Consider the following 25,196-nt stretch of genomic DNA (forward strand, 5'->3'; position numbering starts at 1 on the left):
AGAGAGGAATGACGGTCGAGATTTACGGCATCCCCAATTGCGACACGGTCAAGAAGGCGCGGAAATGGCTCGACGCGCAGGGGATCGACTACACCTTCCATGACTTCAAGAAGGAAGGAGCGGACCCTGCCAAGGTCGAGGCGTGGATCGCAGCCAAGGGCCGGGACACCGTGGTCAACCGGCGTGGGACGACTTTCCGCAAGCTCTCGGACGATGACAAGGCGCTTGCCGAAGACAGTCACACGGCGGTCACCTTGCTCGTCCAGCATCCGAGCATGATCAAGCGCCCCGTCGTGGAACACGCAGGCGGCATCCTCATCGGTTTCAAGGAAGACGAATGGTCGCAAAGCCTCTCCTGACGCTCGGGCTTGCCGCGCTGGCCCTGCTCGCCCCGGCTGCCCACGCGGCTCCGGGCGAAGACATCCTGATCGTCGCCCACCGCGGCGCATCCGGCGAAAGGCCCGAGCACACGCTCGCCGCCTACGAGCGCGCGATCGATCAGGGGGCGGACTATATCGAGCCCGATCTCGTCGTGACGAAGGATCTTGTCCTCGTCGCCCGTCACGAAACGGAGCTGTCCGACACCACCGACGTCGCCAGCCGCCGCGAATTCGAGGATCGCCGGCGCACCAAGGACATCGAGGGCCGCCGCGTCACCGGGTGGTTCGCGGAGGATTTCACCCTCGCCGAATTGCGCACGCTTCGCGTCAAGGAGCGAATGCCGACCGTGCGGCCCGGCAACACCGCCTTCAACGGGCTCTACCAGATCCCAACCTTCGCCGAGATCGTCCAGCTCGTTCGCGCCAAGGAGGCCGAGACGGGCCGCAAGGTCGGGCTATATCCAGAGCTTAAGCACCCGACCCTTCTTCTCGAACAGGAGGGCGTCGACGTCGTCGACCTGCTCGTGCGCGAACTGCGCCAGTTCGGGCTGGACGGTGCGGATGCGCGCGTGTTCGTCCAGATCTTCGAGGTCGGCCCGCTGCAAAGGCTCGACAAGCTGGTCGATGTGCCGCTTATCCTCCTCATCTCTTCCGAAGGGGGCCCCTATGACGAACCGACCATGCGTTGGGGCGAGATCATGACCCCGACCGGCCTTGCCGAGGTCGCGACCTTTGCCGACGGGATCGGACCCTTCATGGGCCACGTGCTGAATTCCGACGGGACGCCCACCGCGCTGGTCGCCGATGCCCATGCGGCGGGGCTGGAAGTTCACCCCTGGACCCTGCGCCGCGAGAATGTCTTCCTGCCCGTCTCGGCCCGCCGCGACGGAGGCGAGGCGACCATAGGCTGCTACGATGCGGTGTGGGATGCGCTGGTGAAGGCCGAGGTCGACGGCGTCTTCACCGATAACCCCGCCGATCTCGTCGCGCTCGCTGAGGGCGACCGTTCGGCGGCGTGTTCGCGCTGAGGCTTCAGCCATTGCGCCGCGCGGCGAGGATATAGTTCAGCGCCTCGTTGTCGGACAGGTGAAGCCCCTTGCCCGCGCCCCACGCAATCCCGCGCCGCTCGGTTACCTCTAGCCCGACCTCTTCGAGCAGTTCCAGCAGCTCCTCGGGCGTGACGAAATCGCTCCATTTATGCGTGCCGCGCGGGACATAGCCGACCGCCTCCGCCGCCCCGACCAGCAGGACGCGCGAGGCGGCGGTGCGGTTGGGGGTGGATAGGACGAGCAGCCCGCCCGGCGCGAGGCGCTGGGTCACGTCGAACAGGAAAGCGCGCTTGTCCGCGACGTGCTCGATTACCTCGAGGCAGGTGACGAGGTCGAAGGTGCCGATGTCGAGCTCCGCCACCTCGCCTGCCATGTAGCGGATGTCGAGCCCTGCGCCTTCGGCATGGGCGCTCGCCGCCGCGACATTCTCCGCCGCGGCATCCACCCCGGTAACGTCCGCGCCCAGCCGCGCGAGCGGTTCGCACACCAGCCCCGCGCCGCAGCCGATGTCGAGCGCCGCCTTGCCAGCGAGCGGCTTCGCGCTGCCTGCCGCGCCCGGCCAGTGCGAATCCATCGCCTGTCGGATGAACTTGAGGCGCACCGGGTTGACCTCGTGGAGCGAGGCCATCGGCCCCTTCGCGTCCCACCAATCGCGCGCAAGCTTTGCGAAGTGTTCCGCTTCCTCGGGTCGGATGGTGGTGCTTGCGCCGCGTGTCGCCATGTCGTTTGCCTTTCCTCGGGCGCTTGCTTAACAGCGCCCCGACGAACCTGCCAGCAGGAGCATGATTACCGTGGCTGACGCGCCCCCGCATTCGAAGCCGACCGCCCATCCGGCGCAGCGCATCGTGATGAAGTTCGGCGGCACGTCGATGGCCGGGACCGAGCGGATCCGACGGGTGGCCGGGCTTGTCCGGGCGCAGGCAGCGGGACACGGTTCGGGCCGCAACGAAGTCGCCGTTGTGGTCAGCGCCATGGCGGGGGAGACCGATCGGCTGGTCAATTTCTGTCGCGAGGCGAACCCGCTCTACGACCCGGCGGAATACGACGTGGTGGTAGCGAGCGGGGAACAGGTGACGAGCGGCCTGCTCGCGCTCACGCTGCAATCGCTGGGCGAGAAGGCGCGCAGCTGGCTCGGCTGGCAGTTGCCGGTGAAGACCGTCGGCGCCCATGCCAAGGCGCGGGTCGAGACGATCGAGGCGCCCGAGATGCTGGAGGCGCTCGAACGCGGCGAGATCGCGGTCATTCCCGGCTTCCAGGGGGTGAGCGAAGAGGGCCGGATTACGACGATGGGTCGGGGCGGCTCGGACACCTCGGCGGTCGCGGTCGCCGCGGCGGTGGGCGCGGACCGCTGCGACATCTACACCGACGTCGACGGCGTCTACACGACCGACCCGCGCATCGTCGCCAAGGCGCGCAAGCTGAAGGCGGTGACCTACGAGGAAATGCTCGAACTCGCGAGCGTCGGGGCGAAGGTACTCCAGACCCGCAGCGTCGGGCTCGCGATGAAGGAAGGTGTGCGGATCCAGGTGCTCTCAAGCTTCATCGGCGACGACGCGCCGCCCGCGGACGACCTGCCCGGCACTCTGATCGTGTCGGACGAGGAAATGGATGAATTGGTGGAGAAGGGCCTGATGGAACGCCAGCTTGTGACGGGAATCGCGCATGACAAGAACGAGGCCAAGGTGATCCTCACCCGCGTGCCCGACACGCCCGGCGCGGTCGCGAACATCTTCGAGCCGCTCGCCGAAGCAAGCATCAATGTCGACATGATCATCCAGAACGTCGGGCGCGACAAGGGCGAGACCGACGTGACCTTCACCGTGCCCCAGGCCGATCTCGCCCGCGCGCAGGCCCTGCTCGAGGATCGGCGCGGAGAAATCGGCTTCAACCGCATCATCACCGACAGCAAGATCGCCAAGATCAGTGTCGTCGGGGTCGGCATGAAGAGCCATGCCGGGGTCGCCAGCACGATGTTCCGCGCCCTGTCGGATCGGGGCATCAACATCCAGGCGATTTCCACGTCGGAGATCAAGGTGAGCGTGATGATCGACGAGGACGAGACCGAACTCGCCGTGCGCGTGCTGCACACCGCCTACGGCCTCGACGCTGACGACTGACTGACAGGACTGGGGCGGCGACCTGCCGTTCGGCAGCCTCGGACTGACCCGTATAAGGAAGGGCACTAACTCCTTCTTAACAAGGTTGGATCGATCACGGCGGCTCATTCGTTGGAGTCGCATAGAATGGCCTTGAAAGCCCATCTCGAACCCTCGCGCCCGGTGGGCAATACCGGGGAGAGCGAAAGCAAGCGGAGCCAGCCGCGCAGGTCCCTTCGCCTGGAAACAAGCGGCGTCGTCCCCGGCGGGCTCGAGGCCAATGTCACGATCCACAACCTGTCGGCGGCCGGGCTCCTTCTCGAAACCGATCTTGACCTTGCCGAGGGCGATTCGCTGGCCATCGACCTGCCGGAGAGTGGGCCTGTCGATGCCGTCATCGTCTGGCAGAGCAATCGCCTGTTCGGTTGCGCTTTCGAAGAAACGCTTCCGCGCGCGGCGCTGGCCGCGGCGCAATTGCGCGGGATGGATCCGCGCATCGACCTGCCTGACGCGACCGGCGCCGTTCCAGGCGCGCTTCCTCTTTCGCAAGGTGAACCTTTCGGTATGAGGCTCAACCGCCTGCGCCGCGAACGCGGGCTGACCCTGGCCGAAGTCGCCGCGGTGCTTGGCGTCAGCAAGCCGACCGTCTGGGCATGGGAGAAGGGCAAGGCGAAACCGCTGCCCGAACGGCTCGATGCGATCGCGGCGGCACTGGGTGTGCCGAGCGAGGAACTTTCCGCACAGCCCGAGCGCGATGCGGGGCTCGCGGTGGTTCAGGAATGTCGCTTACGTATTGCCTCGGCATTCGGGACTTTGCCCCGGAATATCCGCATCATGATCGAACTCGACGGTGCCTCCTAGCGTATCCTACCTATTGGATTCACATCCGCTCCGCGAAATTATGGTAAACGAAATTACTGACTGATTCGTTTTTTAGTTCAGTTAGTTAACCTCTGCCGCCCGGGCGGGTGGCGGGCGTGAAGTCCTTGCGGGAAAAAGGGGAAAGCCCGCAAGCAAAATGTAAGTTTTCCATTACGCAACTTCGCGGTTGTGGGTCGCAAAAAAGCCGGGGGCAATCGGCATGATAGAAAACTGGAGCGACGCGGAAGGTCGCAGTCTGCATGGCCTTCTCGAAGAGGCGGCGGGCGATATTGTTATCAAGCTCGATGCCAGGGGGTTCATCGTCCATGCGTCGGCCAACGCCGCCGATCTCGGCTTCGATCCGGCCGAACTCCTGCTGATGCCGCATATCTGCGAGCTTGCCGACCCGGAGCATATCCAGGCGGTCGACCGCTTCGCCAGCCAGGTGCTGGCGGGAGAGGCGGGCAACAGCTCGTTCGAATTCCCCGTGAGCCTTTGCAGCGAGAAGGATACCTGCCCTTCCGCCGGACAATGCGCCTATGGCGGACACCAGCGCTGGTATCGGCTGACCCTGCGCCCGCTGCACGCCGAGGGCGGGGCGATCCTCGGCGCGATCGGCCTGATGCGTTCGGTCCAGCACCTGCGCACGCTCGAAAGCGAACTTCACGCCCGCGCGACGACCGATGCGCTCACAGGGCTCGCCAATCGCCGCGCCTTCACCGCGAGCCTTGCGCGCTGCATCGAACAACCGCGCGATCGCGCCCGTTCCGGCAAGCCGGCCATTCTTGCCCTCTTTGCGATCGACCGGATGCGCGCGATCTTCATGCAATACGGGCAGGACACGCTCGATGAATTCCTGTGGGGCTTCGCCAAATTCCTCGAGACGATGGTGCGCCCCGGCGACGTGCTAGGCCAGCTCGATGCCGAACGCTTCGGCGTGATCCTGCCCGGGACGACCCAGCGCGAGGCGCAGGACTGGGCCGAGGACGTGCTGCGCACTTTCGCCGCGCTCGCGCTTCCTTCGTCCGCGCGGATGCCCCATGTCGCGGCGAGCGCGGGCCTTGCCGCAGTCGAACATTCGGTCGACCTCACGCTCCGACAGGCCGAGCTCGGGCTCGTCATCGCGCGGGCGGCGGGCGGGATGCAAGTCGGGCGCGCGCTCGATCACCGTCGTGCCCCCGCCCGGTCGACGGAAGCGATGGAACTCGGTGCCAATCGGACGTTTGGAGTTGCCGCGAGCGGGCGCTAAGCGTCCTTTCCATGGCACATATTGCAACGATTCTGCTGCTCGGCTCGGGCGAACTCGGCCGCGAATTCACCATTTCGGCCAAGCGGCTCGGCGCGAAGGTGATCGCCTGCGACGCCTATGAAGGCGCGCCTGCGATGCAGGTCGCCGACGCCTGCGAAGTCTTCCCCATGCTCGACGGCGAAAAGCTGCGCGCGGCGGCCGAGAAGCACCGGCCCGACCTGATCGTGCCCGAGATCGAGGCCATCCGCACCGAAATCCTGGCCGATCTCGAGAAAGAAGGCTTCAACGTCGTCCCCTCGGCCCGGGCCGCGCAGCTTACCATGAACCGCGACGCGATCCGCGACCTTGCCGCAGGCGAGCTCGGCCTTGTCACCTCGCGCTATCGCTACGCCACCACGATGGAGGAGGTCGAGGCGGCCGCCGTGCACGCCGGCTTTCCCTGCGTGATGAAGCCGGTCATGTCCTCCTCGGGCAAGGGCCAGAGCAAGGTCGAAAGCGCAGCGGGCCTGCAGGAAGCCTGGGACTATGCCTGCGCCAATATGCGCGGCGACCGTGCGCGGGTGATCGTCGAGGAATTCATCGCCTTCGATTACGAGATCACGCTGCTCACGGTTCGTCACGGGGGCGGCATCAGCTTCTGCCCGCCCATCGGCCACCGGCAGGAGCGCGGCGACTACCGCGAGAGCTGGCAGCCCGCGGCGATGAGCGCCCGGGCGCTCGCCGATGCGCAGGCGATGGCCGAAAGGATCGTGATGGCGCTCGAGGGCGGTGGCCGGGGCTGGGGGCTCTATGGAGTCGAATTCTTCGTGAGGGGGGATGAGGTGATCTTCTCCGAATTGTCGCCGCGCCCGCACGATACCGGGATGGTGACGCTGGCCTCGCAGGACCTGACCGAATTCGACCTCCATGCCCGCGCTATCCTTGGCCTGCCCGTCCCGGCCGCGATCGCTGCGCGTCCGGCCGCCTCGGCGGTCATCCTCGCCGATCGCGACAGCGAGGATTTCGCCTTCGAAGGGATCGAGGAGGCGCTGGCGGTGGACGAAAGCGCCGATGTGCGGATCTTCGGCAAGCCCACGACCCGGCCCTTTCGACGGATGGGAGTCGCGCTCGCCCGCGGCGAGGACACCGACAGGGCGCGCGCGCTTGCCGAAAGCGCCACCCGCAGAGTGCGGATTGCCTATCGCGGCGGACCTGCCTAAGCGCGCTTCCCATGACGACCCATTCAAAGACCGGCCATCCCAAGACCACCGCGCTGATGCGGCGCGGAACCGAATTCCTCGGCTGCGAGACCGCGATCATGTGCGGTGCGATGAGCTGGGTGTCCGAGCGCAATCTCGTATCGGCCATTTCGAACGCCGGCGGCTTTGGCGTGATCGCCTGCGGTGCGATGACGCCCGACCTGCTCGATGGCGAGATCGCGGCGACGAAGGCGCTCACCGACCGGCCTTTCGGTGTCAATCTCATCACCATGCATCCCGACCTGTTCGACCTCATCGCGGTGTGCGAGAAACACGCCGTGACCCACGTGGTCCTCGCAGGCGGCATCCCGCCCAAGGGCAGCGTCGAGGCGATCAAGGGTGGGGCGAACCCTGCCAAGGTGATCTGCTTCGCGCCGACGCTGGCGCTCGCGAAGAAGCTGCTGCGCTCAGGTGCCGATGCGCTGGTGATCGAGGGCATGGAAGCGGGCGGCCATATCGGCCCCGTTTCGACCAGCGTATTGGCGCAGGAAATGCTTCCGGAATTGTCCGAGGAGCACGTCGTCTTCGTCGCCGGCGGCATTGGGCGCGGACAGGCGATCGCGGGCTATCTCGAAATGGGCGCGGCGGGGGTCCAGCTCGGCACGCGCTTCGCCTGCGCCAGCGAAAGCATCGCGCATCCCGATTTCAAGAAGGCGTTCTTTCGCGCCTCGGCCCGCGATGCGATCGCCAGCGTGCAGGTCGACCCGCGCCTACCCGTCATTCCGGTGCGCGCGCTGCGCAACAAGGGGACCGAGGAATTCACCGCAAAGCAGCGCGAGATCGCGGGCACGCTCGACCGCGGCGAAATCGCCATGGCCGAGGCGCAGTTGCAGGTCGAACACTACTGGGCCGGCGCTCTGCGCCGCGCAGTGATCGACGGGGATGTCGAAAACGGCTCGCTCATGGCGGGTCAGTCGGTCGGCATGGTCAAGGCCGAGGAACCGGTCGCCGACATCATCGCCCAGCTGATGGACGAATGCGAAGAGGCGCTGACTCGCCGCAAGGCGTGATGCGATCCGCGCGATGGAGGGCTCGTTGATCCTGACGCTTTCCTGCGCCGACCGGCCCGGCGTCACTGCAAGGGTCACGGCCTTCCTGTTCGAGCGCGGCTGCAACATCCTCGAAGCGCAGCAATTCAACGATCGCTCCGGCTCGGCGGCGGGCGACCGTTTCTTCATGCGCGTCGCCTTCGATCCCGACGGCACGACGGTGGGCCAGCTGGAAGCGGACTTCGCAGGCTTCGCGCAGGAGCACGCGATGGACTGGAAAATGGTCCGGCAGGATCGCCCCTGTCGGGTCATCATCATGGTCAGCAAGTTCGATCACTGCCTGGTCGACCTGCTCTACCGATGGCGCGCGGGTGAGCTTGCGATCGAGCCCGTCGCCATCGTGTCGAACCACCCGCGCGAGGTCGCCATACGAAGCGATATCGGGGATATCCCGTTTCACTACCTGCCCGTCACGCCCGAGACAAAGGCCGGGCAGGAGGATGCCGTGCGGGCGCTGGCCGCTCAGAATCGTGCGGACCTCGTCGTGCTCGCAAGGTATATGCAGATCTTCTCCGACGCGCAGGCAGCGCATTTCGCGGGGCGCTGCATCAATATCCACCACAGCTTCCTGCCCGGCTTCAAGGGCGCGCGCCCCTACCATCAGGCCCACGAACGCGGGGTCAAGATCATCGGTGCGACAGCGCATTTCGTGACCGGCGATCTCGACGAGGGCCCGATCATCCATCAAGACGTCGAGCGCATCACCCATGCCGACACCCCGTCCGATCTCGTTCGCAAGGGGCGCGACATCGAGCGCCGCGTGCTGGCCGAGGCGGTCCGCCTGTTCGTCGAGGAGCGGGTGCTTATCAACGGCAATCGCACGGTCGTATTCCGACCCTGAAACTATCAAGCGGGCGCATCTTCGAAGAGAGCGGGGTGGTTCGGTCAGTTAAGATATGTCATAAGACTATCGCCGATGACCCGGACTTCTCTTGCTGTCACGCTGCTTCTCACCATCGCGATCACCGCGGGCCTGACGGCGCTCGCCTCGCTTGGCGGGGGCTTCGCTTCGAGCGCGGGGAGAAGCGCGGGCGACGATCTCACCGTGCCGATCCTCATCCACCTTGCGACCGCGCTCGCCGCAGCGTTGCTCGGGCCTTTCATTCTTCTTCGGCGCAAGGGAGATGGGCGGCACAAGGCGCTGGGGCGGACCTGGGCGGGGCTGATGCTGGTAACGGCCGGCACCAGCATCTTCATCCGCTCGCCCGGGGCAGGGATCGCGGGGACCGGGTTCTCCTTCATCCACCTCTTCACCGTCTGGACGCTCGCCGCGCTGCCCGTAGCGGTATGGGGCGCACGCAGCGGCAATATCCGACTCCACCGGGGCGGCATGATCGGGCTCTATGTCGGCCTGCTGGTCGCGGGCGGTTTTACCCTTATCCCCGGCAGGCTGCTCGGCGGGTTGGTCTTCGGCTGGTAGTTCCGAAGGCTTACCGCACTCCGGGCAGGATCCGCAGGTTGCGCGGGATGCACGGACGTCCGTTGAGCGGCGCGTCATAGGCGGATGCGACCGGGGGCAACTGGCCGTTGTTCCAGTAAGTGCTCCAATATCCGCGCCCATTGTTCGCAAGGAAGGGACAATAGATGCCCCGGGGGACTGTGACCGGCGGATTGTAACGCTCGCGCCGGTCGCGCAACCGGGCAATCGCGGTGCGTTTTCTCTCTAGGCACACCGAGCTGTAGCCTTTGAACTTTCCGTCGCGATCATGGACGGCGCACAGCTCGTAATCCCCGTCGCAAAGCGATTGTGCGCCCGCCGGCAAGGCGAGCGCGAGCCCTGCGGCCATGGCAGGCAGGACGTAGGCCAGAAAGCGCATGATGATCTCCCCATTCGCACGAGTGGGAAGCGTAATCGGGCTTTTCTGGCCTCTTCCTGAACCTTGCGGTCCGCCGCGGTTCAGGCGCGAAGCCCGTTCGCCCTAGCGCTGCGCGACGGTCTTGCCGCGTTCGCGTTCCATCTCCCGGTCCTCGTTCGCGCGGTGGATGACATAGGCGCGGATCGCCTCGATCTCCTCCTCGCTCATCGAGTCCGCGAAACCGGCCATGCCGTTGTCCTTGAGCAGGCCGTCATGCACCACGGCCTTCCACGCCCGCCGGTCGCCGAGCGAGCCCGAGCGCCTGAGGTCCGGCAGCACGGTCGAGCCGACGGCGGCCGGAGCATGGCAGACTGCGCAATAGCGGCCGTATTTCGCCTGGCCGAGCGCGATGGTTTCGGCCGAAGCGCGGCTGGGCGGCGGGTCGAGCGGCAGTTCGGCGAGTTCGGGTTCGGGCGGCAGTTTTCCGTCCGCACCGAGCTTGAACACCAGCAGCCGCGAAATGTTGCGCACCGGGGCCTTCTGCTCGATCAGCGCGCCGTCGACCGACAGCGCATAGGCTCCGCCCCATCCGGCGAGCACGGCGACATATTGTTCGCCGTCGACGGTGTAGGTGATAGGCGGCGCGACGACCCCGGTCTGGGCTGGAAAGCTCCATAGCTTTTCGCCGCTCGCCGCATCATAAGCGTTGAATTCGCTCCCCGCTGTCCCCTGGAAGACGAGCCCGCCGCCGGTCGCGAGCAGGCCGCCGTTCCACGGCCCCGGATGCTCGACCGTCCAGCGCGGTTCCTGCTTCACAGGATCCCAGGCGACCAGCATTCCCTTGAGCGTGCCCGCGACTTCGCGGCGAATGCCCATGCCGGGCGGCAGGTCGCCCGCGCCGAGCGTGAATCCGACGTTGAAGCCGCGCGCGCGGTCGGGCTTCCAGTTCGCCTCGGGCGCATACATCATGCCCGCTTCGAAAGCCGGGATGTAAACGAGGTTCTCGGCGGGGTGATAGGCCATCGGATGCCAGTTGTGACCGCCCAGCGCGCCCGGCAGCACGAGCGCGGGCTTGCCGGTCTTGTCGATGCGGGTTTCCGGGTTCTCGATCGGACGGCCCGTCTCGGGGTCGATGCCTTTCGCCCAGTTGAGCGAGACATAGGGCTCGGCGCTGATGAATTCGCCGGTCTTGCGGTCGATGACGTAGAAGAAGCCGTTCTTGGGCGCCTGCATCAGCACCTGCCGCATTTCGCCGCCCATTTCCATGTCGGCAAGGACGATGTGCTGGGTCGCGGTGAAGTCCCACGTCTCGCCCGGCGTCGTCTGGTAATGCCAGACATATTCGCCGGTGTCGGGCCGGATCGCGACAATGCTGGAGAGGTAGAGGTTGTCGCCCTCGCCCGTCCCATCCTCGCCCGGCGAACGATAGGCGCGGTTCCATGGGCTCCCGTTGCCGACGCCGATATAGAGCAGGTCGAGATCGGGGTCGTAGGCCATCGAATCCCACACCGTGCCCCCGCCGCCGATCGCGTCGGAGGAGCCGAGCACGTCCATGTTCCAGGTTTCGGCGGCCTTCTTGAGGTGCGCCGGAGCGTCCTCTCCGTCGTCTCCGCCGGGCACGGTGTAGAAGCGCCACAGCTCCTCGCCGTCCTTCGCGTCATAGGCTGCGACATAGCCGCGCACGCCGAATTCGGCGCCGCCGTTGCCGATGATGACCTTGCCGTCGATCACACGCGGCGCGCCGGTGATGGTGTAGCTCTTCGACTGGTCTACCGTGAACTTTTCCCATTTCACCTCGCCCGTCTCGCGGTCGAGCGCGACCAGCCGCCCGTCGAGCGTGCCGAGGTAGAGCGTGTCGCCCCAGGCGGCGAGCCCGCGATTGACCACGTCGCAGCAAGCCTTGACCGCGGTCTCGCCCGGCACTTGCGGATCATAGTGCCACAGCGCTTCGCCAGTCGCCGCGTCGAAGGCGAAGACCTTGCTCCATGCGCTCGTCACGTAGAGCTTGCCGTCGATCACCAGCGGGGTCGCTTCCTGCCCGCGCGCGGTGTCCATGTCCGCGAACCAGGCAAGACCGAGATCGGCGACATTCCCGGTGTTGACCGCGTCGAGCGGCGAGAAGCGCTGTTCGGAATAGGTCCGCCCGTGGGTGATCCAGTTCGCGCTATCGCCGTCCGCGCCTGTCAGCATCGCGGCGGTGATGCCGCTTTCGCCCGCCACGGCATCACTGAAAATCCCGTCGCATCCCCCAAGCGCCAGCGCGCCGAGCAGCGCCATCGGCGCCGCGACCCATCGCATCGTCTTCATTGATTTCACTCTCCCATTTGCAACCCATCTTGCCGCGCAATCAGGCGGTTGTCCATCGCCCGCTTGCGTGCCACTTGTTGCGCCGGGCGGGCCAAGGAGAGACGATCATGTGCGACGAGGCGAAACTGGGCGAATGGGCGAAGCAGGCGATCAGCCGGCGGCGGTTCGGGGCGTTGACGGGCGCGGCTGCGGTCGCGGCCTGCTCGCCGGGCGAGATCGGTGGCGCAGCCGAGCCCGCTGCCGCCGCGCTCACCGAAAGCGGCGTCACCTTCGAAACCGCCGACGGCACGATGGACGCTTTTTTCGTCCACCCCAGCGAGGGCAGGCACCCCGGCGTGATCTTCTGGCCCGACATCGCTTCCTTGCGCGAATCCAAGCGCAACATGGCGCGGCGTCTCGCGGGCGAGGGCTACGCCGTGCTCGTCCTCAATCCCTATTACCGCGACGTTGCGGGCGAGCAGTTCGCCGATTTCGCGGCTTTCATCGACGAAGGCGGCTTCGGCAAGGTCAAGCCGTGGCGTGAAAAGCTCGATGCCGAAGCGATCGGGCGCGATGCGGCGGCCGCGGTGGCCTGGCTCGACCAGCAGGCGGCCGTCGACACGGGCAAGGGCATCGGCACGCAGGGCTATTGCATGGGCGGTCCCTTCACGATCTGGAGCGCGGCGGCGGTGCCTGGCCGCATCAAGGCGGCGGCGAGCTTCCACGGCGGCGGTCTCGTGCGCGAGGACGATTCCATGAGCCCGCACAGGATGCTCGACGATGTCGAGGCGCGGCTCCTGATTGCAATCGCTGAAGACGACCACGAAAAGGATCCGAGCGCCAAGTTGCTTTTCGCCAAGGCGGCCGGCCTCGCCGCGGTCCCGGCCAAGATCGAGGTCTACGAAGGCGACCACGGTTGGACCGTCCCCGACAGCCCGGCCTATGTCGAGCCCGCCGCGGAAAAGGCGTATGCCGACCTCCTCGAACTGTACGCAAAAGCGCTCTGAGGGGTCCCGTCGCATCCTTACAAGGTCCGTGGGCGCTCCCTGATTAGTCTCGCCCCTGCGGCAATCGCGGACAGGAGGCATACGGGACATGGGCAGGATAGCGCGCGCAATCGGATACCTCGGTCTGGCATGCGCCTTCGCCGGGACTGCGGCAGCGGCGCAGGACGGGGCGGCGCAGACCGAGCCGGATGCACGGGGCAAGGCGATCATTGCCGATTACAAGGCGCTGAGCGTCGCCCGGGCGATCGACGATCGCTGCATGGTGCTCGACTTCGCCAATCGCCGCCTGCTCGAAAACGCGATGATCGGGCACATGATGGACCTGCCGGGCATTGCTGGGACCTCCCCGGTTGAGATGGGAGCCGAGGCCTATTACGCGAACATCTCCGCCATCACCGAAAAGCACGCGAAGCCGATGCGCGAAGTGGCCGCGAACATTCCCTGCGCCAAAGCGGACCAGGCGCTTGCCGAAGCCAAGCTCTTCCTTGCCGCCGACATCATCGCCCATCAGCAGATATCCAGGGACGCCTTTGCCGAGATGGCGGACGAGCAGGAAAAGTCCCTGTTCGCGCAGCTCGTCCGGGCCGTGCAGGGCTCGCTCGCCCAGGCGCCCGAGGGCACGCTCGAGCGCTATGTCGGCGGGCGGATGCGGACCATCGACGCCCAAGGAAAGGATGCGGCGGGCCACGCGCTCTGGTCGCTGCGCCAGTTCGAGACGGCGCGTCTGTTCGGCATCAAGGGCCACGACCTGCGTTGGGACGAGGCGCAGCGCGGCTGGGTCCTGTGGGATATGCAGAGGCGCGCCAAGGTCCCGTCCTACGTCTTCGATGCGCCCGTGCGCGTGCCGCTCTTCGAAAGCGAGGGCGAGGGCTGGGAGCGCAAGACCTTTGCCAACCGCGAGGCGCTGCTCCTGCCGCGCAAGGGCGGGCCTTCCATGGAATTCGTCGCTTTCCCGACCGAGGCCGGCATGGACCTCTCCGGGGCAGAAGCGCTGGTCGGGGTGGGTTCGGGCCAGATGGACATGGCTTTGTTCCTTCCCGTCATCGACTGGACCGAGGGCAGGGCCAAGGCCCTGTCGCGCGAGTGCCCGGCCTCGGCGCACTGCTTCCGCTTCGATTTCAAGGTGACGAATGCGATGGAAAAACGGGTGCGCGAGAACCGGGATGTCTACAGCGCCCAATTCGCGCTGCTCGCTTCTTCCGCCCGTTCTATCGAGAGCATCGCCAAGCTGAAGAAAGCCGCAAGGCTGGGGACCAAGCGGCTTTACAGCCCGTCGCTGCGCGACATGTTCCCCAATGCGTCGCGGGGCGAATAGCGCGCAGCCGGCGCCTCAGGTCGCCTGCTGGTCGCTGCGCACGTTGTCGAGCCCGAAGCGGCCCTGCTTGCGATAGCGCACCATCCACTTGTCGAGGAACAGGCCGAGCGGCCTGGGCTCGATCCCGAGATCGGCATAGGTGCGATGTTCGCCGCTCACGGTGCTGCCGGGCTTGAGCAAGGTCCACTGGTCCTTGCTCATCGGTGTGCCGGGCAGGCTGGCGAACAGGCTCGACAGGGAATCCGACATCGCGACGAAGCGTCGCTTGCGTCCCTGCGCGGCGGCGATGCGGCGGTTGATCTCCATCATCGTCAGCCGCTCCGGCCCGCCCAGTTCGTAGACGTGCCCGCCATGCGTCTCGGGGTGCTCGAGCGCGACGGCGATGGCTTCGGCGACATCGTCGACATAGGTTAGTTGCAGCTCGGCCTCGGGACCGAACACGGGAAGGACGGGCATAAGCTGGATCAGCTGGCCGAACATATTGAGGAAGTTGTCGTCCTTGCCGAAAACGATCGAGGGCCTGAGGATGGTGGCTTCGGGGAATTCCTCGCGCACGCGCTCCTCGCCGATCGCCTTGCCGCGCGCATAGGTGGTGGGTGAAGAGGCATCGACGCCGATCGCGCTCACATGGACGAAGGCGCGCGCGCCGTTCTGCCTGGCGATGCGGGCCATGGTTCCGGGCGCTTCGCCCATCAGTTTCTCGAGATCGCCGCTGAACGCGCCGACCAGGTTCACGACATGGGTCGCTCCGTGGAGGGCGGCGGCGACCGATTCCTCGTTAGTGATATCGCAGCGCGCGAACTGCAACTGGCCGAGATTGGCGAGCGGCTTCAGCGAATGGCTGTGTTCGGGATGGCGGCTGGCGATGCGCAGGCGCGCGCCGCGTTCGAGCAGGCTTTGCGCCACGTAATTCCCGATAAAGCCACTTCCGCCGAATACGGTGACGAGCGAATCGAACAAGGGAGAGGTTCTGGTCATGGTCGCGCTTGTGCTTGGCTTTACCTTGGGTCGGTTTTGGGTGTTGGATTTGGCAACGCGCCATGCGTCAATCCGGTCCGCGGAGCAAGGGGCGAGACGGAAGGGGAAGCCTAGTGAGCTTGTCGTTGACAGGACGACCTCCCACTCGCTATTGGCGCCCCCTACCAAGCGCGGAGGCGATATGGCTTCGCTTCTGATGTGTGCCCAGATGGCGGAATTGGTAGACGCACCGTCTTCAGGTGGCGGCGGGGGCAACCCCGTGGAGGTTCGAGTCCTCTTCTGGGCACCATTTATCTGCCAGTATCCGCGACGCTCTAGTCTGAGCCCGAAGTTTCTACCAGCTAGGGGTAGAGCCTTGGCCCGTTTTGGTGCCCATCGCTGGGCGTGATGGGAACAACCGTATCGGGCGCATGCCCCGATATGAAATGCCGCTTGATCCTGCGCCCATCTCGACCGGGGTCCTGTTCCTGAGGCTCGAGTGAGGCCGGAAGTGGTTGTAGTCTTGCCGCCAGGCTTTCAGCTCCTGGCGGGCATGGGCGCGGCTGGTGGAGATCGTCTCGTTCAAGAGTTCGTCACGCAGGCGTGCGTTGGAAGCGAAGCTGGCCAAAGGCCAACCTCTCGATGAACCCGTTTTGATACGGCTTCCCCGGTGCGATGTAGTGCCACTCGACGTTGCGATCCTTGCTCCAGCGCAGGATCGCCATGCTGGTGAGTTCGGTGCCGTTATCGCTGACGATCGTGTGGGGCCGTGCCATCCGCTCGAAGACAGCCGCATCAAGCTCACGGCCGACCCTTGCGCCGGAGATCGACGTATCGGCGATCAGGCGCACGCACTCCCGGCTGTAGTCATCGACCACGGCAAAGATCCGGAACCTGCGCCCGCAAGCGAAGGCATCAGATACGGATTCGTAGCGAAGCGGAGAAGGGCGCGCAGCGCCCAACTCGAGACTCCAGCGCTGGTTCGGCCCCTGAGGCACCGTCATCGGCGCTCTTCTGCCCAAAGCCCGCTTGCGCCCGCCACGGCGGCGCACCTGCAGCCGCTCCTCGCGATAGAGCCGCCGGAACTTCTCGTGGTTCATGGTCCATCCTTCCCGGCATAGGAGCCAGTGGAGCCGCCGATAGCCGAACCGGCGTCGCTGGCTGGCCAGTTCCCTGATACGCTCGCGCGCCTTGGCATCGTCGGGCCGACGACTGACATAGCGCACCATCGTCCGGTCCACGCCCAGCACCGCGCAGGCACGGCGTTGGCTCACCTCGAATACTTCCTGGAGATGAGCCACAGCCTGCCGCCTGGCGCCGGGCGTCAGAACTAATGGGATGACCCGCCCTGTCCTTCCACGCACATTCAGCGGACTGAGAAGGAGGTAAATATGAGCATTCGCAACCAACCAAGAGACGCAGCCGTTTTCGGTATCGACATCGGCAAGACAGTTTTTCACGTGGTCGGCCTCGATGCTGCCCACGCACCGATCCAGAAGGCGACGTTCAGACGAGAGACCTTGCTGCAGTTCTTCGAGCGTGCATCGCCGGTTCTGGTCGGGATGGAAGCATGTCCGGGCTCGCAGTGGCTGGCTCGCAAGCTGCAGGCCATGGGGCATACGGTCCGGATGGTGCCGGCGCAGTTCGTGAAGCCCTTTGTGAAGTCGAACAAGAACGACATCATTGATGCAGAGGCCATCGCAGAAGCCGTGGCAAGGCCGACGATGCGCTTCGTTGAGATCAGGACTCCGGAGCAGATCGACCTGCAAGCACTCCACCGAGTGCGAGGCCGGATGATCGCTCATCGAACGAGGCTGATCAGCCAGATGCGCGCTTTCTGTCTCGAGTATGGCATCGCGATCCACCAGGGCGCGGGCAAGTTCAAAGCCGAGATACCACGCGTGCTGTCGGATGAGACCAACGAGCTCACCGCTTCGATGCGCCGCATCCTGACAGAGGTACACGGCGAGATGATGGAACTTGAGCAGCGCATCGCAACGATAAACCGCGAGATCGAAGACATCGCAGCGCGCAGTGATACCGCACGCCGTCTGATGACTGTGCCAGGCATCGGCCCCCTGGCCTCGACCGCGCTACTGGCGGCGGCAGGTTCCGGGCGCCAGTTCGCCAAAGCTCGAGATCTCGCTGCCTCCTGCTCCAGCTGACGCAGCCGTCCGGCGTCCGACACTTCCGGTCCGCCATACTTCGACTTCCATTTATAATAAGTCGCCGAGCTGATCCCTTGACGGCGACGAACATCCGCCGTCGGCATCCCAGCTTTCTGCTCCTTCAAAACAGCGATGATCTGCTCCTCGCTGAACCTGCTCCGCTTCATTCGTCCGTCTCCTCCTCAGAGCCGGACTCTACTCACCTTTGGAGGAAATCTAGGGGCTCAGACCAGCGAGCCCCATGGGTTCAGCCCCCATGGTCACGTTCTCGTGCGCGGTCCGGCTATAAGGTGCCGAAGCGAGGGCTCTGAAGGAGGCAACAGGACAGCGGCCTGGTGCTATTTACCGCGCGGGGGCGATCTGTCGTGTGCCATGGTGCGCAGCGGAAAGGCCTTGAAATGGGATCGCGACTGGAGCGATCACACTTACTGAGCGAGTCTCCCTATGGTGCAGGAATGGGAGATTTGGTCGTGCGCCAATCACGCTATCAAGGTCCATGGAGAGAACGCAGCGATCTTTGCCGCCATGCGCTCCGATGAACTGATGGAGGAAGGCGACCTCGCCGCTGCCAAGTTTTTCAGGCGGATCGTGACTGCCATCAATCGTCTATCGGAAGGTTCGATGGGCCGCGTGCATTGAGCCAAAGGCGATATTTGTGCTGATTGCGAACTGTCTGTTGAGGGGACCTGAGTAGCTCCAAGCGGACGTTCAGCTATCGACTTCAGATCTGTCAAAGCCTATGATCATAGCCTGCTGACACGATTGCAACTTATCTAGCGATGGCCTCAAGATATCGCGTCATCGCCTCAAACCCCTCGGCGGTCAGTGCGAGGAGCCTCCGCCTTTGATCATTGGGGTCGGGCTTTGATTGAATCAGTCCATAATTTTCTAGGACCTTCAGCCACCTTAGCGCAGTCGTGTTTGGAGCACCTGAGCCGATGCAAGCGCTCTTGACCGTGACTTCTTCACTGCGCGATTGATGGATGAACATATCCAACAATATGTCCCACGCTGGCTCGCCAAACAGGGCGTCATCGAATTCCTCGGCGCGCTTTCTGCGGTCCTTATAAGCTCTCTCGGCCGCTTCGACGGCAGTCTCAATGCGCCGGAGTCCGGGTGCAGTAGGTTTGGGGCCCAGAATGTCGAACCCGCTGGCAGCCCGGATCTCGTTCAAAACAGCCTCCGCTTTATCGAGTGTGACTGCCAAGTCCTTAATGCTTTTACGTTCCATGAGGCGACCCTTCCACCTATTGAAGCACTAGCAGTTCAGATACTCCATCACTTGTATGGATACCCCTTCAGAAATTCATAAGCCGAGCCAATCTCATGCAAATTGTGCAAAAGGGCTTGCATGCCAATTGACCCAAGCGCCGTGAGATACACTTTGGCGTCGGGGCGTCGAATCTTTGGAGTTCATATGTCACCCACCCCTCGGAGCGAACCGCTGTGCGCAGATATGGAGGCCATACGCGGCAGGCTGCGTGAAGAGCTCCGGCTGTTGGACAAACTCGGTTACACCATGGCAGCAGCCTATCTTTCCCAGGCTGTGGATGCTCTGGAGGAAGAGTGGTTTGAACGCCGAGCCCCTGTCACTGATAGGAACAAGAACGGTCAGTCATAATCATTTCCGACGCGCTCGTATAAAACTATATCCAGCAACACCCGATCTTGCTTTGAGAGAATAACAATTCCGACACGCGGAAATTTGCGGACAGTATTGCGAGGTAGTGAGGTCGGCTTTCCCGTTCCGTTTCGAGGCTCCACGCAGCGCCAAACTGCTGCGCCACTAATGTTGTTTCAATCAACCCTATCGACCGATTACAGCCACTCTCCGCTGGCCTCAGATCGGTTTGAACCTTCGGAGATGGAGCTGGCGCGGGCCCATAGATAGTTTTCCGTAAGGTGGTTCTACGAGATCCCAAACCCATCGTGGTTGATAACGTTGGTTAACACCACGTCACACCGAGGGGCTCGAAAGATGGATCTTGAACTCGAAGGCCAATCCAAAAAACTGTCGCTTCACTATGTCGATCTGGACACACGCGCGCGAGCGCAATTCGCGACGCTTGCGATGGAGATTGGCCACCATTGCGAACTCTATGATAGCCTGAATGAGCTATATGCCTATCCCCCGGAGCACGGTCTGATCGTTATGAGAGACGCGCCGAACGATGCTGGGGGGATTTTGAGCGCACTTGCAAGACTGGAGAAGGCCGGCATCTGGCTTCCGGTCATTGCCGTCGGAGATGCGCCGTCACCTCACAAGATCGTCGATGCCATCAAGGCGGGCGCTCTCGATTATCTGAGCTTGCCATTGGAAGGGAGTCGCCTTGAGCGCTGCCTGGTCCGGACAGCGGATGAGGCCAAGCGGACCTCGAGCTTGCGCCGCAGAAAGATCGAGGTCCAAGAGCTAATTGATCGACTTTCGACGCGCGAAGCTGAGGTTCTCGATCTTCTGGCTTGTGGCCACAGCAACAAGCTTATCGCGCGCGAACTCGGCATTAGCCCGCGGACGGTCGAAATCCACCGAGCGAATATGATGAGCAAACTCGGCGCGAGGCATGCAGCAAGCGCCGTGCGAATCAAGCTCGAATCAGAGCAGGTCCAACTCGCGTCGCTGTAAGGCTGATCTTCAATGGATCGTGTGGCTGACGGGCGCATTCAGGATGCGCGCGTCAGCCATATCCTCGCGGTCGTAAAGCCGCTGCAGCAGATAGGCGACGTGTCCTACGGCAACCCAATCCTCTTCGAATTCGAAGACGGATTTAAGGTCGCTAAGAATCTTGATGTTCTGGCTGTCCATGTCATGATTATACGCCAGATCGGATGCAAATTTCATACGTGATAATGCGCATGTAGAAAACTTGCACGTTGATGGCAGCTCAGTGGGGCACGTTATAACCCGCGATCAACACGAAACACGGAACGGCTACATTCTCTCTGGAACATCAGCCTCCGTCAGTATGGCGATGAATCTCGAGCGACCTTGGATGCTGATGAGTATCCCACCAATTCAATAAATGCCGCCGCCTTAGCCAACTGATCGCCCACGAGATCGAAGCCGGGCCTATTCGCTCTCGCCTACCGCCAGCATGTTTGCAATGGCCTCGCGCAGCGCAGCGGCCTTGTAGGGCTTCCTGAGAATCCGCAGGTCGTTTCGTTCCTCGAGCCCGAGGCTGTCGAAAGCAAAAGCCGGATATCCGGATGTAAACAGCACCTTCAACTGCGGATCGATCTCTCTGGCTTCTTCGGCAAGCTCCTGTCCGTTCATGCCGCCCGGCATAATCACGTCGGTGAACATCAGGTCGAAAGTGTCGCTGCCCCGGATCGCGTCCAGCGCCTCGGGCGCGTTCGCCGCCGAGGTGACGTCGTAGCCCATGCGCTCCAGCAGCTTTTCGACATGGGCACGGACCATCGGCTGATCCTCGACCACGAGAATGCGCTTGCCTTGAAAGGTCTCGTCCATCGCGGCGGAGGCAGGTGCAGCATCGTCGTTCTGCTCCCCTCCGACGCGGCGCAGGTAAAGGTTGACCGCGGTCCCGCGTCCCGGCTCACTGTAGATCGTCACATGCCCACGCGATTGCTTCGCGAAGCCATACACGGTGCTCAACCCCAGCCCGCTGCCCTTGCCGACCTCCTTGGTAGAAAAGAACGGCTCGAACGCGCGCGCAAGCACCTCGGGCGGCATCCCTTCGCCGTTGTCGGTGACCGACAGCACAACATAATCGTCGGGCTCTAGTTCAGAAGGAAACGGCTCCATATCATCCGAGATCGTCTGGTTCTCGCAGCTCAGGACGATGTCGCCGCCTTGCGGCATCGCATCACGCGCATTGAACGCGAGGTTCACCACGGCCTGTTCGAGCGCGTTAGCATCGGCGGCGACGCGCCACGTGCTCTCCGGAACTTTCAGTTCGACCGTGATCGACTCCGGCAGGCCCGATTGCAACAATCGCAGGGTCCTCGGCAGCAATTCTCGCAGGTCGACCGATTGAACCGCAATTTGCGACTGCCGGGAAAAGGCGAGCAGGCGCTCCGTCAAGGTTGCTGCGCTCTCGGATGCCTTCGAAATGAAATCGACCGATTCCTTCTGGTCTTCGTCAAGCGCGGTCTCTTCGAGGTAGTCCGCATTGCCCTGGATGATCATCAGCTGGTTGTTGAAATCGTGTGCTATGCCGCCAGTCAGCTGACCGACCGCCTCGAGCGCGCGCGAGCGCGAGAAGCCCTCAACCTGCCTCTTCTGCCTGCTAATGTTCTGAACGTTACCGAGCATGCGATGGACGCGGCCATCCGGACGCCTGAAAATGGCACCCTTCATCTGCACGTCTATCTCGTGACCGTCGTCCCCGACAACCCGGAAAGCCGCTTCCCAATTTCTCGCCTCGGACTTCAGAGCCGCATGAAAGGACCGCTTCAAGCGTTCGCGGTCATCGGGGACCACCCGCTGAAACCACTGCGTCTGATGCGCCTCACAAGCAGGGATGGAAACTCCAAGCTTGCTGGGCCAGTCTTCGCTCACCCACATGACGTCCTTCTCGAGATCATGATCCCAAAGCACGTCGCTGACGGTGTCGGCGATGACCCGAAAGCGCTCCTCGGATTCGCGAAGCGCGTTCATCGTCTTCAGGCGTTCCGAGATATCTACTGCGGACCCCACGAGGCGTTGCGGTTTACCCGATGCGTCTCGCAATATGTAGGCGCGAACCAAAGCGCGTGCCTGTGAGCCGTCGGCTCGCTCAACGTCGTATTCGAGCGAGAGCGTGTTCTCGTCTGATCGCAGCGTAGCCCAGATCGCTTTCTCGATCCTTTCGCGCTCCTCTTGCGTTACCTGGAAGGTATCGCTCCCGTCGAACCGCAAGTGATTGGGCGGGGGATGCCCGAACACCCGCTGAAATGCATCATTGGCCCAGAACTCGAGCGTTTCAATATTCCAGTCGAAGATGACCTCTTGCGTGGCCTTCGCCGCGAGCTCGAACCGCTGCTTTTGTAGTTCGGCATCCTGTTTCGCTTGATCGAGCTGATCTTCCGCTCTCTTGCGCTCGGTGATGTCACGGGTGACGCCGATGTAGCAATCAAGCGCGCCGTCCGGGGCGAAGATCGGAGTAATCGTGAGATCGTTCCAGAAGGCCTCACCCGACTTGCGGTAATTTAGGATCTCGCCGGCAAATTCGACATGGTCGCGAAGCGCATCCGAGATCGCCCGGATGGTGTCTGGATCGGTCTCGGGTCCCTGCAGAATGTGGCAGGTCGTCCCTATGAAATCGGAGTCCTCGTATCCCGTGATCTCGCAAAAGGCCCGGTTGCAAAAAATGATCCTGCGATCGGGGCCGGCAATCAGGACGCCTTGAGAAATCTGTCCGATCGCTTCTGCGAAGATGGTGTCTTTCATTGGTTTGCGGAGCAGCACTTCGGTCTCGGGGTTTGCGGGCTCTCAGCTCTGGATCAGCTCGTTCGAAAGGTTACAAAAGCCTTCGCAGAAAACTGCCACTGGGACAATGTCACTTTTCCGCCAGAAACCCTGAATTTCTCCGCTTTTGCTACAGTCATGCCGTGAGGTGCGTGCGCGTAGTCCGATCGATAGCCGGTCACGAAAAAGGATCAGATGCAATTGGCTTCAAGAGTTCAGATTCAGCAATAAAGGTCCCGATCTAGAATTCCGGAAATCCTACGCCACGCACAGCAAATGGCCTCCGCAGACGGACGACTGCGGAGGCCATGGGACAGCCGATGTACGTCAGAGATGCGACCCGAACTCAACTCATCGGCAACGTTCATATTACAGACTAATCAGGGCGCGCGATGTCGTGAAATTACTCTAAGGCGCAAGGGTTGCTGTGCATAGAAATCTGTTAAAGCAGGACCCATCCGACGACCATCTGCTTGGGGAGTATGCGTTTCGGGGCCGGTTATCCAGCATGCCTGAAGGGTATTGACGTCGTCCGCGTGCAATGGGGGCGTTGCAGGAGATAATACGGTTAATACCTTAATCCAATGATTTTAAGTTCGAAGATGATCGCAATTTACGCATTTTACCCCGCCAACATCCTCGAATTCAGCACTTCTCTTAATACAAGTATTCACAGCCGCAATCATCGATCCTCCGGTGGACGCCCGCAAAAACCCCTCGCCTTTGAGGCCATGATCTGATTGTGCTTTGCACGCCGTATGCTCCATTCCGTGCATTGGACGGAGAGTTTCGATGCACCCTCGCAGCCTGTTTTCGGTGGCGGAGCACCTGGAGCGGTTGAGGAAGGACGGCGATCCGCTGGAGGTTTTGGCTGAGACGATCGAGTTCGAACGTTTCCGCCCCATCCTGATCCGGGGTCTTGGTTATAGCGTGGCGCCAAGGCGGCCGACGGCCCTTTGACCCGGCGGCTATGTTCAAGGTGCTTCTGGTTCAAACGCAGCATAATCTGTCGGATGCGCGCATGGATCCTTCGGCAAGCTCAGGAGAGCGTTCATGATCAGAGATCGGCTGTCATGGATGCGCTTCTTCGGCTTTGATCTGGGCGGCGCGATGCCGGACGAGAACACCATCCGCCACTATCGCAACCGGCTCACCGAGAGCGGGGTGCTGGAGGCGCTGATGCAGGCCTTCGAGCAGCAACTGCGCGAGGCGGGATACTTGGCAATGGGCGGTCAGATCGTCGATGCAACGCTGGTGCCCGCGCCCAAGCAGCGTAACACCGAGGAAGATAAGGCCGGGATCAAGGCGGGCAAGTCGGCCAAACAGATCTGGCGCGGCAAGCCGAACAAGGCGCACCAAAAGGATGTCGACGCGCGCTGGACCATCAAGATCGGTGGCAAAGTTCGCTATCGTCCTGACGGCACGCCGCTGCCACAGATCGCAACGCCGGTGTTCGGCTACAAGTCGCATATCAGCATCGACCGGCGCTATGGGTTCATCCGCAAGGCAGCGGTGACCTCGGCAGCCGATAGCGACGGACGGCAGTTGCGCCGGGTGATCGACACCGCCAACACCGCCGGCGATGTGTGGGCCGACAGCGCCTATCGCAGCAGCAAGAACGAGGCATGGCTCAAGGCTGACGTGCTCCCCTGATTGTTACCATTCAGAGGTAGAGTCTCGCTTCTTCTGCACTGCTACCCTACGTCGGACCACTCAGGTCTAGAGTTTTCCGCCTTGTGGTCTGAGCCCGAAGTTTCTACCAGCAAGGGGTAGAGCCTTGGGCCGTTTTGATGCCCATCGCTGGGCGTGATGGGGACAACCGCATCGGGCGCATGCCCCCGATACGGTTTGCCGCTTGATCCTGCACCCATCTCGGCCGGGGTCCTGTTCCCGAGGCTCGAGTAGGGCCGGAAGTGGTTGTAGTCGTGCCGCCAGACTTCCAGTTCCTGGCGGGTATGCGCAAGGCTGGTGAGGATCGTCTCGTTCAAGAACTCGTCGCGAAGGCGTGCGTTAAGGCTCTCGATGAACCCATTTGGAGAGCTTGTCCGGCGCGATGTAGTGCCAATCAACGTTGCGATCCTTGCTCCAGCGAAGGATCGCAATGCTGCTAAGTTCGGCTCCGCGATATGAAAGCCTATTATCCAGATCAAGTGCAAGCTCAGATGATCAGGGCACCCATTTCAAGTGGGCGCATACCTTGGTTCGCTGATGCCGCTGGCAGGCACAGGAACATATTTCATTCCAGGAATTGATTCAATTTCCAGGCAGAAAAGAAATGTCGAACCGGCTTAGGTCACGTGGTCGCAGCTACAATTGGAGCCAAGCCGCAAATCCTAGAAGC

Annotated in this window: 24 protein-coding genes, 1 tRNA gene and 2 pseudogenes; 17 read left to right on the forward strand and 10 right to left on the reverse strand. The window is 63.0% G+C overall.

Features of this window, described 5'->3' with window-relative positions:
- Positions 1 to 8 precede the first annotated feature (8 nt).
- Both G9473_RS14680 and G9473_RS14685 read left to right on the forward strand, forming a co-directional pair.
- Complete coding sequence (locus G9473_RS14680; protein ID WP_291134336.1) at positions 9 to 359, forward strand: ArsC family reductase; 351 nt, start codon at positions 9 to 11, stop codon at positions 357 to 359.
- Complete coding sequence (locus G9473_RS14685) at positions 338 to 1,408, forward strand: glycerophosphodiester phosphodiesterase family protein (RefSeq protein WP_291134338.1); 1,071 nt, start codon at positions 338 to 340, stop codon at positions 1,406 to 1,408. The genes G9473_RS14680 and G9473_RS14685 overlap by 22 nt, the downstream gene beginning before the upstream one ends.
- Before the next feature lie 4 nt (positions 1,409 to 1,412).
- Here the strand turns inward: G9473_RS14685 and ubiG are convergent, their stop codons facing one another.
- The gene (gene ubiG, locus G9473_RS14690) at positions 1,413 to 2,150 is read right to left on the reverse strand and encodes a bifunctional 2-polyprenyl-6-hydroxyphenol methylase/3-demethylubiquinol 3-O-methyltransferase UbiG (protein ID WP_291134341.1); all 738 of its coding nucleotides are present in this window, start codon (positions 2,148 to 2,150) and stop codon (positions 1,413 to 1,415) included.
- Positions 2,151 to 2,277: 127 nt separating this feature from the next.
- On the opposite strand from ubiG, the gene G9473_RS14695 reads away from it, so the two are divergent.
- The 7 genes from G9473_RS14695 (at position 2,278) to G9473_RS14725 (ending at position 9,342) form a co-directional block, all read left to right on the forward strand.
- A complete protein-coding gene (locus G9473_RS14695) occupies positions 2,278 to 3,546 on the forward strand; it encodes an aspartate kinase (protein WP_291138515.1) in 1,269 nt (422 codons plus the stop codon).
- A gap of 126 nt (positions 3,547 to 3,672) precedes the next feature.
- A complete protein-coding gene (locus tag G9473_RS14700) occupies positions 3,673 to 4,386 on the forward strand; it encodes a helix-turn-helix domain-containing protein (RefSeq protein WP_291134344.1) in 714 nt (237 codons plus the stop codon).
- A 220-nt stretch (positions 4,387 to 4,606) separates the two neighbouring features.
- Positions 4,607 to 5,635: a sensor domain-containing diguanylate cyclase gene (locus tag G9473_RS14705; protein ID WP_291134347.1), complete on the forward strand. Its 1,029-nt coding sequence runs from the start codon at positions 4,607 to 4,609 to the stop codon at positions 5,633 to 5,635.
- An 11-nt stretch (positions 5,636 to 5,646) separates the two neighbouring features.
- Complete coding sequence (gene purT, locus G9473_RS14710; RefSeq protein WP_291134349.1) at positions 5,647 to 6,834, forward strand: formate-dependent phosphoribosylglycinamide formyltransferase; 1,188 nt, start codon at positions 5,647 to 5,649, stop codon at positions 6,832 to 6,834.
- 11 nt (positions 6,835 to 6,845) lie between these two features.
- Complete coding sequence (locus tag G9473_RS14715; protein WP_291134352.1) at positions 6,846 to 7,883, forward strand: nitronate monooxygenase family protein; 1,038 nt, start codon at positions 6,846 to 6,848, stop codon at positions 7,881 to 7,883.
- A gap of 13 nt (positions 7,884 to 7,896) precedes the next feature.
- Positions 7,897 to 8,763: a formyltetrahydrofolate deformylase gene (gene purU / locus G9473_RS14720; RefSeq protein ID WP_291134354.1), complete on the forward strand. Its 867-nt coding sequence runs from the start codon at positions 7,897 to 7,899 to the stop codon at positions 8,761 to 8,763.
- Positions 8,764 to 8,838: 75 nt separating this feature from the next.
- Positions 8,839 to 9,342, forward strand: a complete 504-nt coding sequence (locus G9473_RS14725; protein WP_291134357.1) for a DUF2306 domain-containing protein — start codon at positions 8,839 to 8,841, stop codon at positions 9,340 to 9,342.
- A gap of 10 nt (positions 9,343 to 9,352) precedes the next feature.
- Here the strand turns inward: G9473_RS14725 and G9473_RS14730 are convergent, their stop codons facing one another.
- Together G9473_RS14730 and G9473_RS14735 are read right to left on the reverse strand one after the other, a co-directional pair.
- Entirely contained in the window at positions 9,353 to 9,739 is a 387-nt protein-coding gene (locus tag G9473_RS14730; RefSeq protein WP_291134360.1) for a hypothetical protein, read from the reverse strand.
- A 102-nt stretch (positions 9,740 to 9,841) separates the two neighbouring features.
- Complete coding sequence (locus G9473_RS14735; protein ID WP_291134362.1) at positions 9,842 to 12,025, reverse strand: PQQ-dependent dehydrogenase, methanol/ethanol family; 2,184 nt, start codon at positions 12,023 to 12,025, stop codon at positions 9,842 to 9,844.
- Between the two features lie 107 nt (positions 12,026 to 12,132).
- Here G9473_RS14735 and G9473_RS14740 point away from each other — a divergent pair, with 107 nt between their 5' ends.
- Positions 12,133 to 13,011, forward strand: coding sequence for a dienelactone hydrolase family protein (locus tag G9473_RS14740; RefSeq protein ID WP_291134364.1), 879 nt, complete (start codon positions 12,133 to 12,135; stop codon positions 13,009 to 13,011).
- 88 nt (positions 13,012 to 13,099) lie between these two features.
- Complete coding sequence (locus tag G9473_RS14745; RefSeq protein ID WP_291134366.1) at positions 13,100 to 14,326, forward strand: hypothetical protein; 1,227 nt, start codon at positions 13,100 to 13,102, stop codon at positions 14,324 to 14,326.
- Positions 14,327 to 14,341: 15 nt separating this feature from the next.
- Here the strand turns inward: G9473_RS14745 and G9473_RS14750 are convergent, their stop codons facing one another.
- Positions 14,342 to 15,304, reverse strand: a complete 963-nt coding sequence (locus tag G9473_RS14750; protein WP_291134369.1) for a complex I NDUFA9 subunit family protein — start codon at positions 15,302 to 15,304, stop codon at positions 14,342 to 14,344.
- Positions 15,305 to 15,506: 202 nt separating this feature from the next.
- Between G9473_RS14750 and G9473_RS14755 the strand changes: the two genes are divergently transcribed.
- Positions 15,507 to 15,593, forward strand: a tRNA-Leu gene (locus G9473_RS14755).
- A gap of 45 nt (positions 15,594 to 15,638) precedes the next feature.
- Here G9473_RS14755 and G9473_RS14760 read toward each other — a convergent pair.
- Positions 15,639 to 16,614 (reverse strand): annotated as a pseudogene (locus G9473_RS14760) (IS3 family transposase); the annotation flags it as partial.
- A 60-nt stretch (positions 16,615 to 16,674) separates the two neighbouring features.
- Here G9473_RS14760 and G9473_RS14765 point away from each other — a divergent pair.
- Positions 16,675 to 17,448 carry an IS110 family transposase gene (locus tag G9473_RS14765; protein ID WP_291134372.1) on the forward strand — a complete coding sequence of 258 codons (774 nt, stop codon included), beginning with the start codon at positions 16,675 to 16,677 and terminating at the stop codon, positions 17,446 to 17,448.
- Here the strand turns inward: G9473_RS14765 and G9473_RS14770 are convergent.
- Positions 17,412 to 17,618 (reverse strand): annotated as a pseudogene (locus tag G9473_RS14770) (transposase); the annotation flags it as partial. The gene G9473_RS14765 and the pseudogene G9473_RS14770 sit on opposite strands and share 37 nt — an antisense overlap.
- Positions 17,619 to 17,895: 277 nt before the next feature.
- On the opposite strand from G9473_RS14770, the gene G9473_RS14775 reads away from it, so the two are divergent.
- On the forward strand, positions 17,896 to 18,090 hold the full coding sequence (locus tag G9473_RS14775; RefSeq protein ID WP_291134375.1) for a hypothetical protein: 195 nt from the start codon (positions 17,896 to 17,898) through the stop codon (positions 18,088 to 18,090).
- A 130-nt stretch (positions 18,091 to 18,220) separates the two neighbouring features.
- On the opposite strand, the gene G9473_RS14780 is transcribed toward G9473_RS14775, so the two are convergent.
- Positions 18,221 to 18,682 carry a MarR family winged helix-turn-helix transcriptional regulator gene (locus G9473_RS14780; RefSeq protein ID WP_291134377.1) on the reverse strand — a complete coding sequence of 154 codons (462 nt, stop codon included), beginning with the start codon at positions 18,680 to 18,682 and terminating at the stop codon, positions 18,221 to 18,223.
- Between the two features lie 747 nt (positions 18,683 to 19,429).
- Here G9473_RS14780 and G9473_RS14785 point away from each other — a divergent pair.
- Positions 19,430 to 20,074 carry a LuxR C-terminal-related transcriptional regulator gene (locus tag G9473_RS14785; RefSeq protein ID WP_291134378.1) on the forward strand — a complete coding sequence of 215 codons (645 nt, stop codon included), beginning with the start codon at positions 19,430 to 19,432 and terminating at the stop codon, positions 20,072 to 20,074.
- Between the two features lie 9 nt (positions 20,075 to 20,083).
- On the opposite strand, the gene G9473_RS14790 is transcribed toward G9473_RS14785, so the two are convergent.
- Positions 20,084 to 20,254 (reverse strand): hypothetical protein, encoded by a 171-nt coding sequence (locus tag G9473_RS14790; RefSeq protein ID WP_291134381.1) that lies wholly within the window; start codon positions 20,252 to 20,254, stop codon positions 20,084 to 20,086.
- A 264-nt stretch (positions 20,255 to 20,518) separates the two neighbouring features.
- Positions 20,519 to 22,837: a PAS domain S-box protein gene (locus G9473_RS14795; protein ID WP_291134383.1), complete on the reverse strand. Its 2,319-nt coding sequence runs from the start codon at positions 22,835 to 22,837 to the stop codon at positions 20,519 to 20,521.
- A gap of 988 nt (positions 22,838 to 23,825) precedes the next feature.
- Between G9473_RS14795 and G9473_RS16040 the strand changes: the two genes are divergently transcribed.
- Positions 23,826 to 23,912 carry a hypothetical protein gene (locus tag G9473_RS16040; protein WP_367159823.1) on the forward strand — a complete coding sequence of 29 codons (87 nt, stop codon included), beginning with the start codon at positions 23,826 to 23,828 and terminating at the stop codon, positions 23,910 to 23,912.
- A complete protein-coding gene (locus G9473_RS14800) occupies positions 23,909 to 24,508 on the forward strand; it encodes a transposase (protein WP_291134384.1) in 600 nt (199 codons plus the stop codon). The genes G9473_RS16040 and G9473_RS14800 overlap by 4 nt, the downstream gene beginning before the upstream one ends.
- A gap of 41 nt (positions 24,509 to 24,549) precedes the next feature.
- Here G9473_RS14800 and G9473_RS16045 read toward each other — a convergent pair whose 3' ends face one another.
- Positions 24,550 to 25,011 (reverse strand): transposase, encoded by a 462-nt coding sequence (locus G9473_RS16045; RefSeq protein WP_367159110.1) that lies wholly within the window; start codon positions 25,009 to 25,011, stop codon positions 24,550 to 24,552.
- Between the last annotated feature and the right edge of the window lie 185 nt (positions 25,012 to 25,196).

It is taken from the genome of Erythrobacter sp. (assembly GCF_011765465.1).
In the GTDB taxonomy this organism is placed as follows: domain Bacteria; phylum Pseudomonadota; class Alphaproteobacteria; order Sphingomonadales; family Sphingomonadaceae; genus Erythrobacter.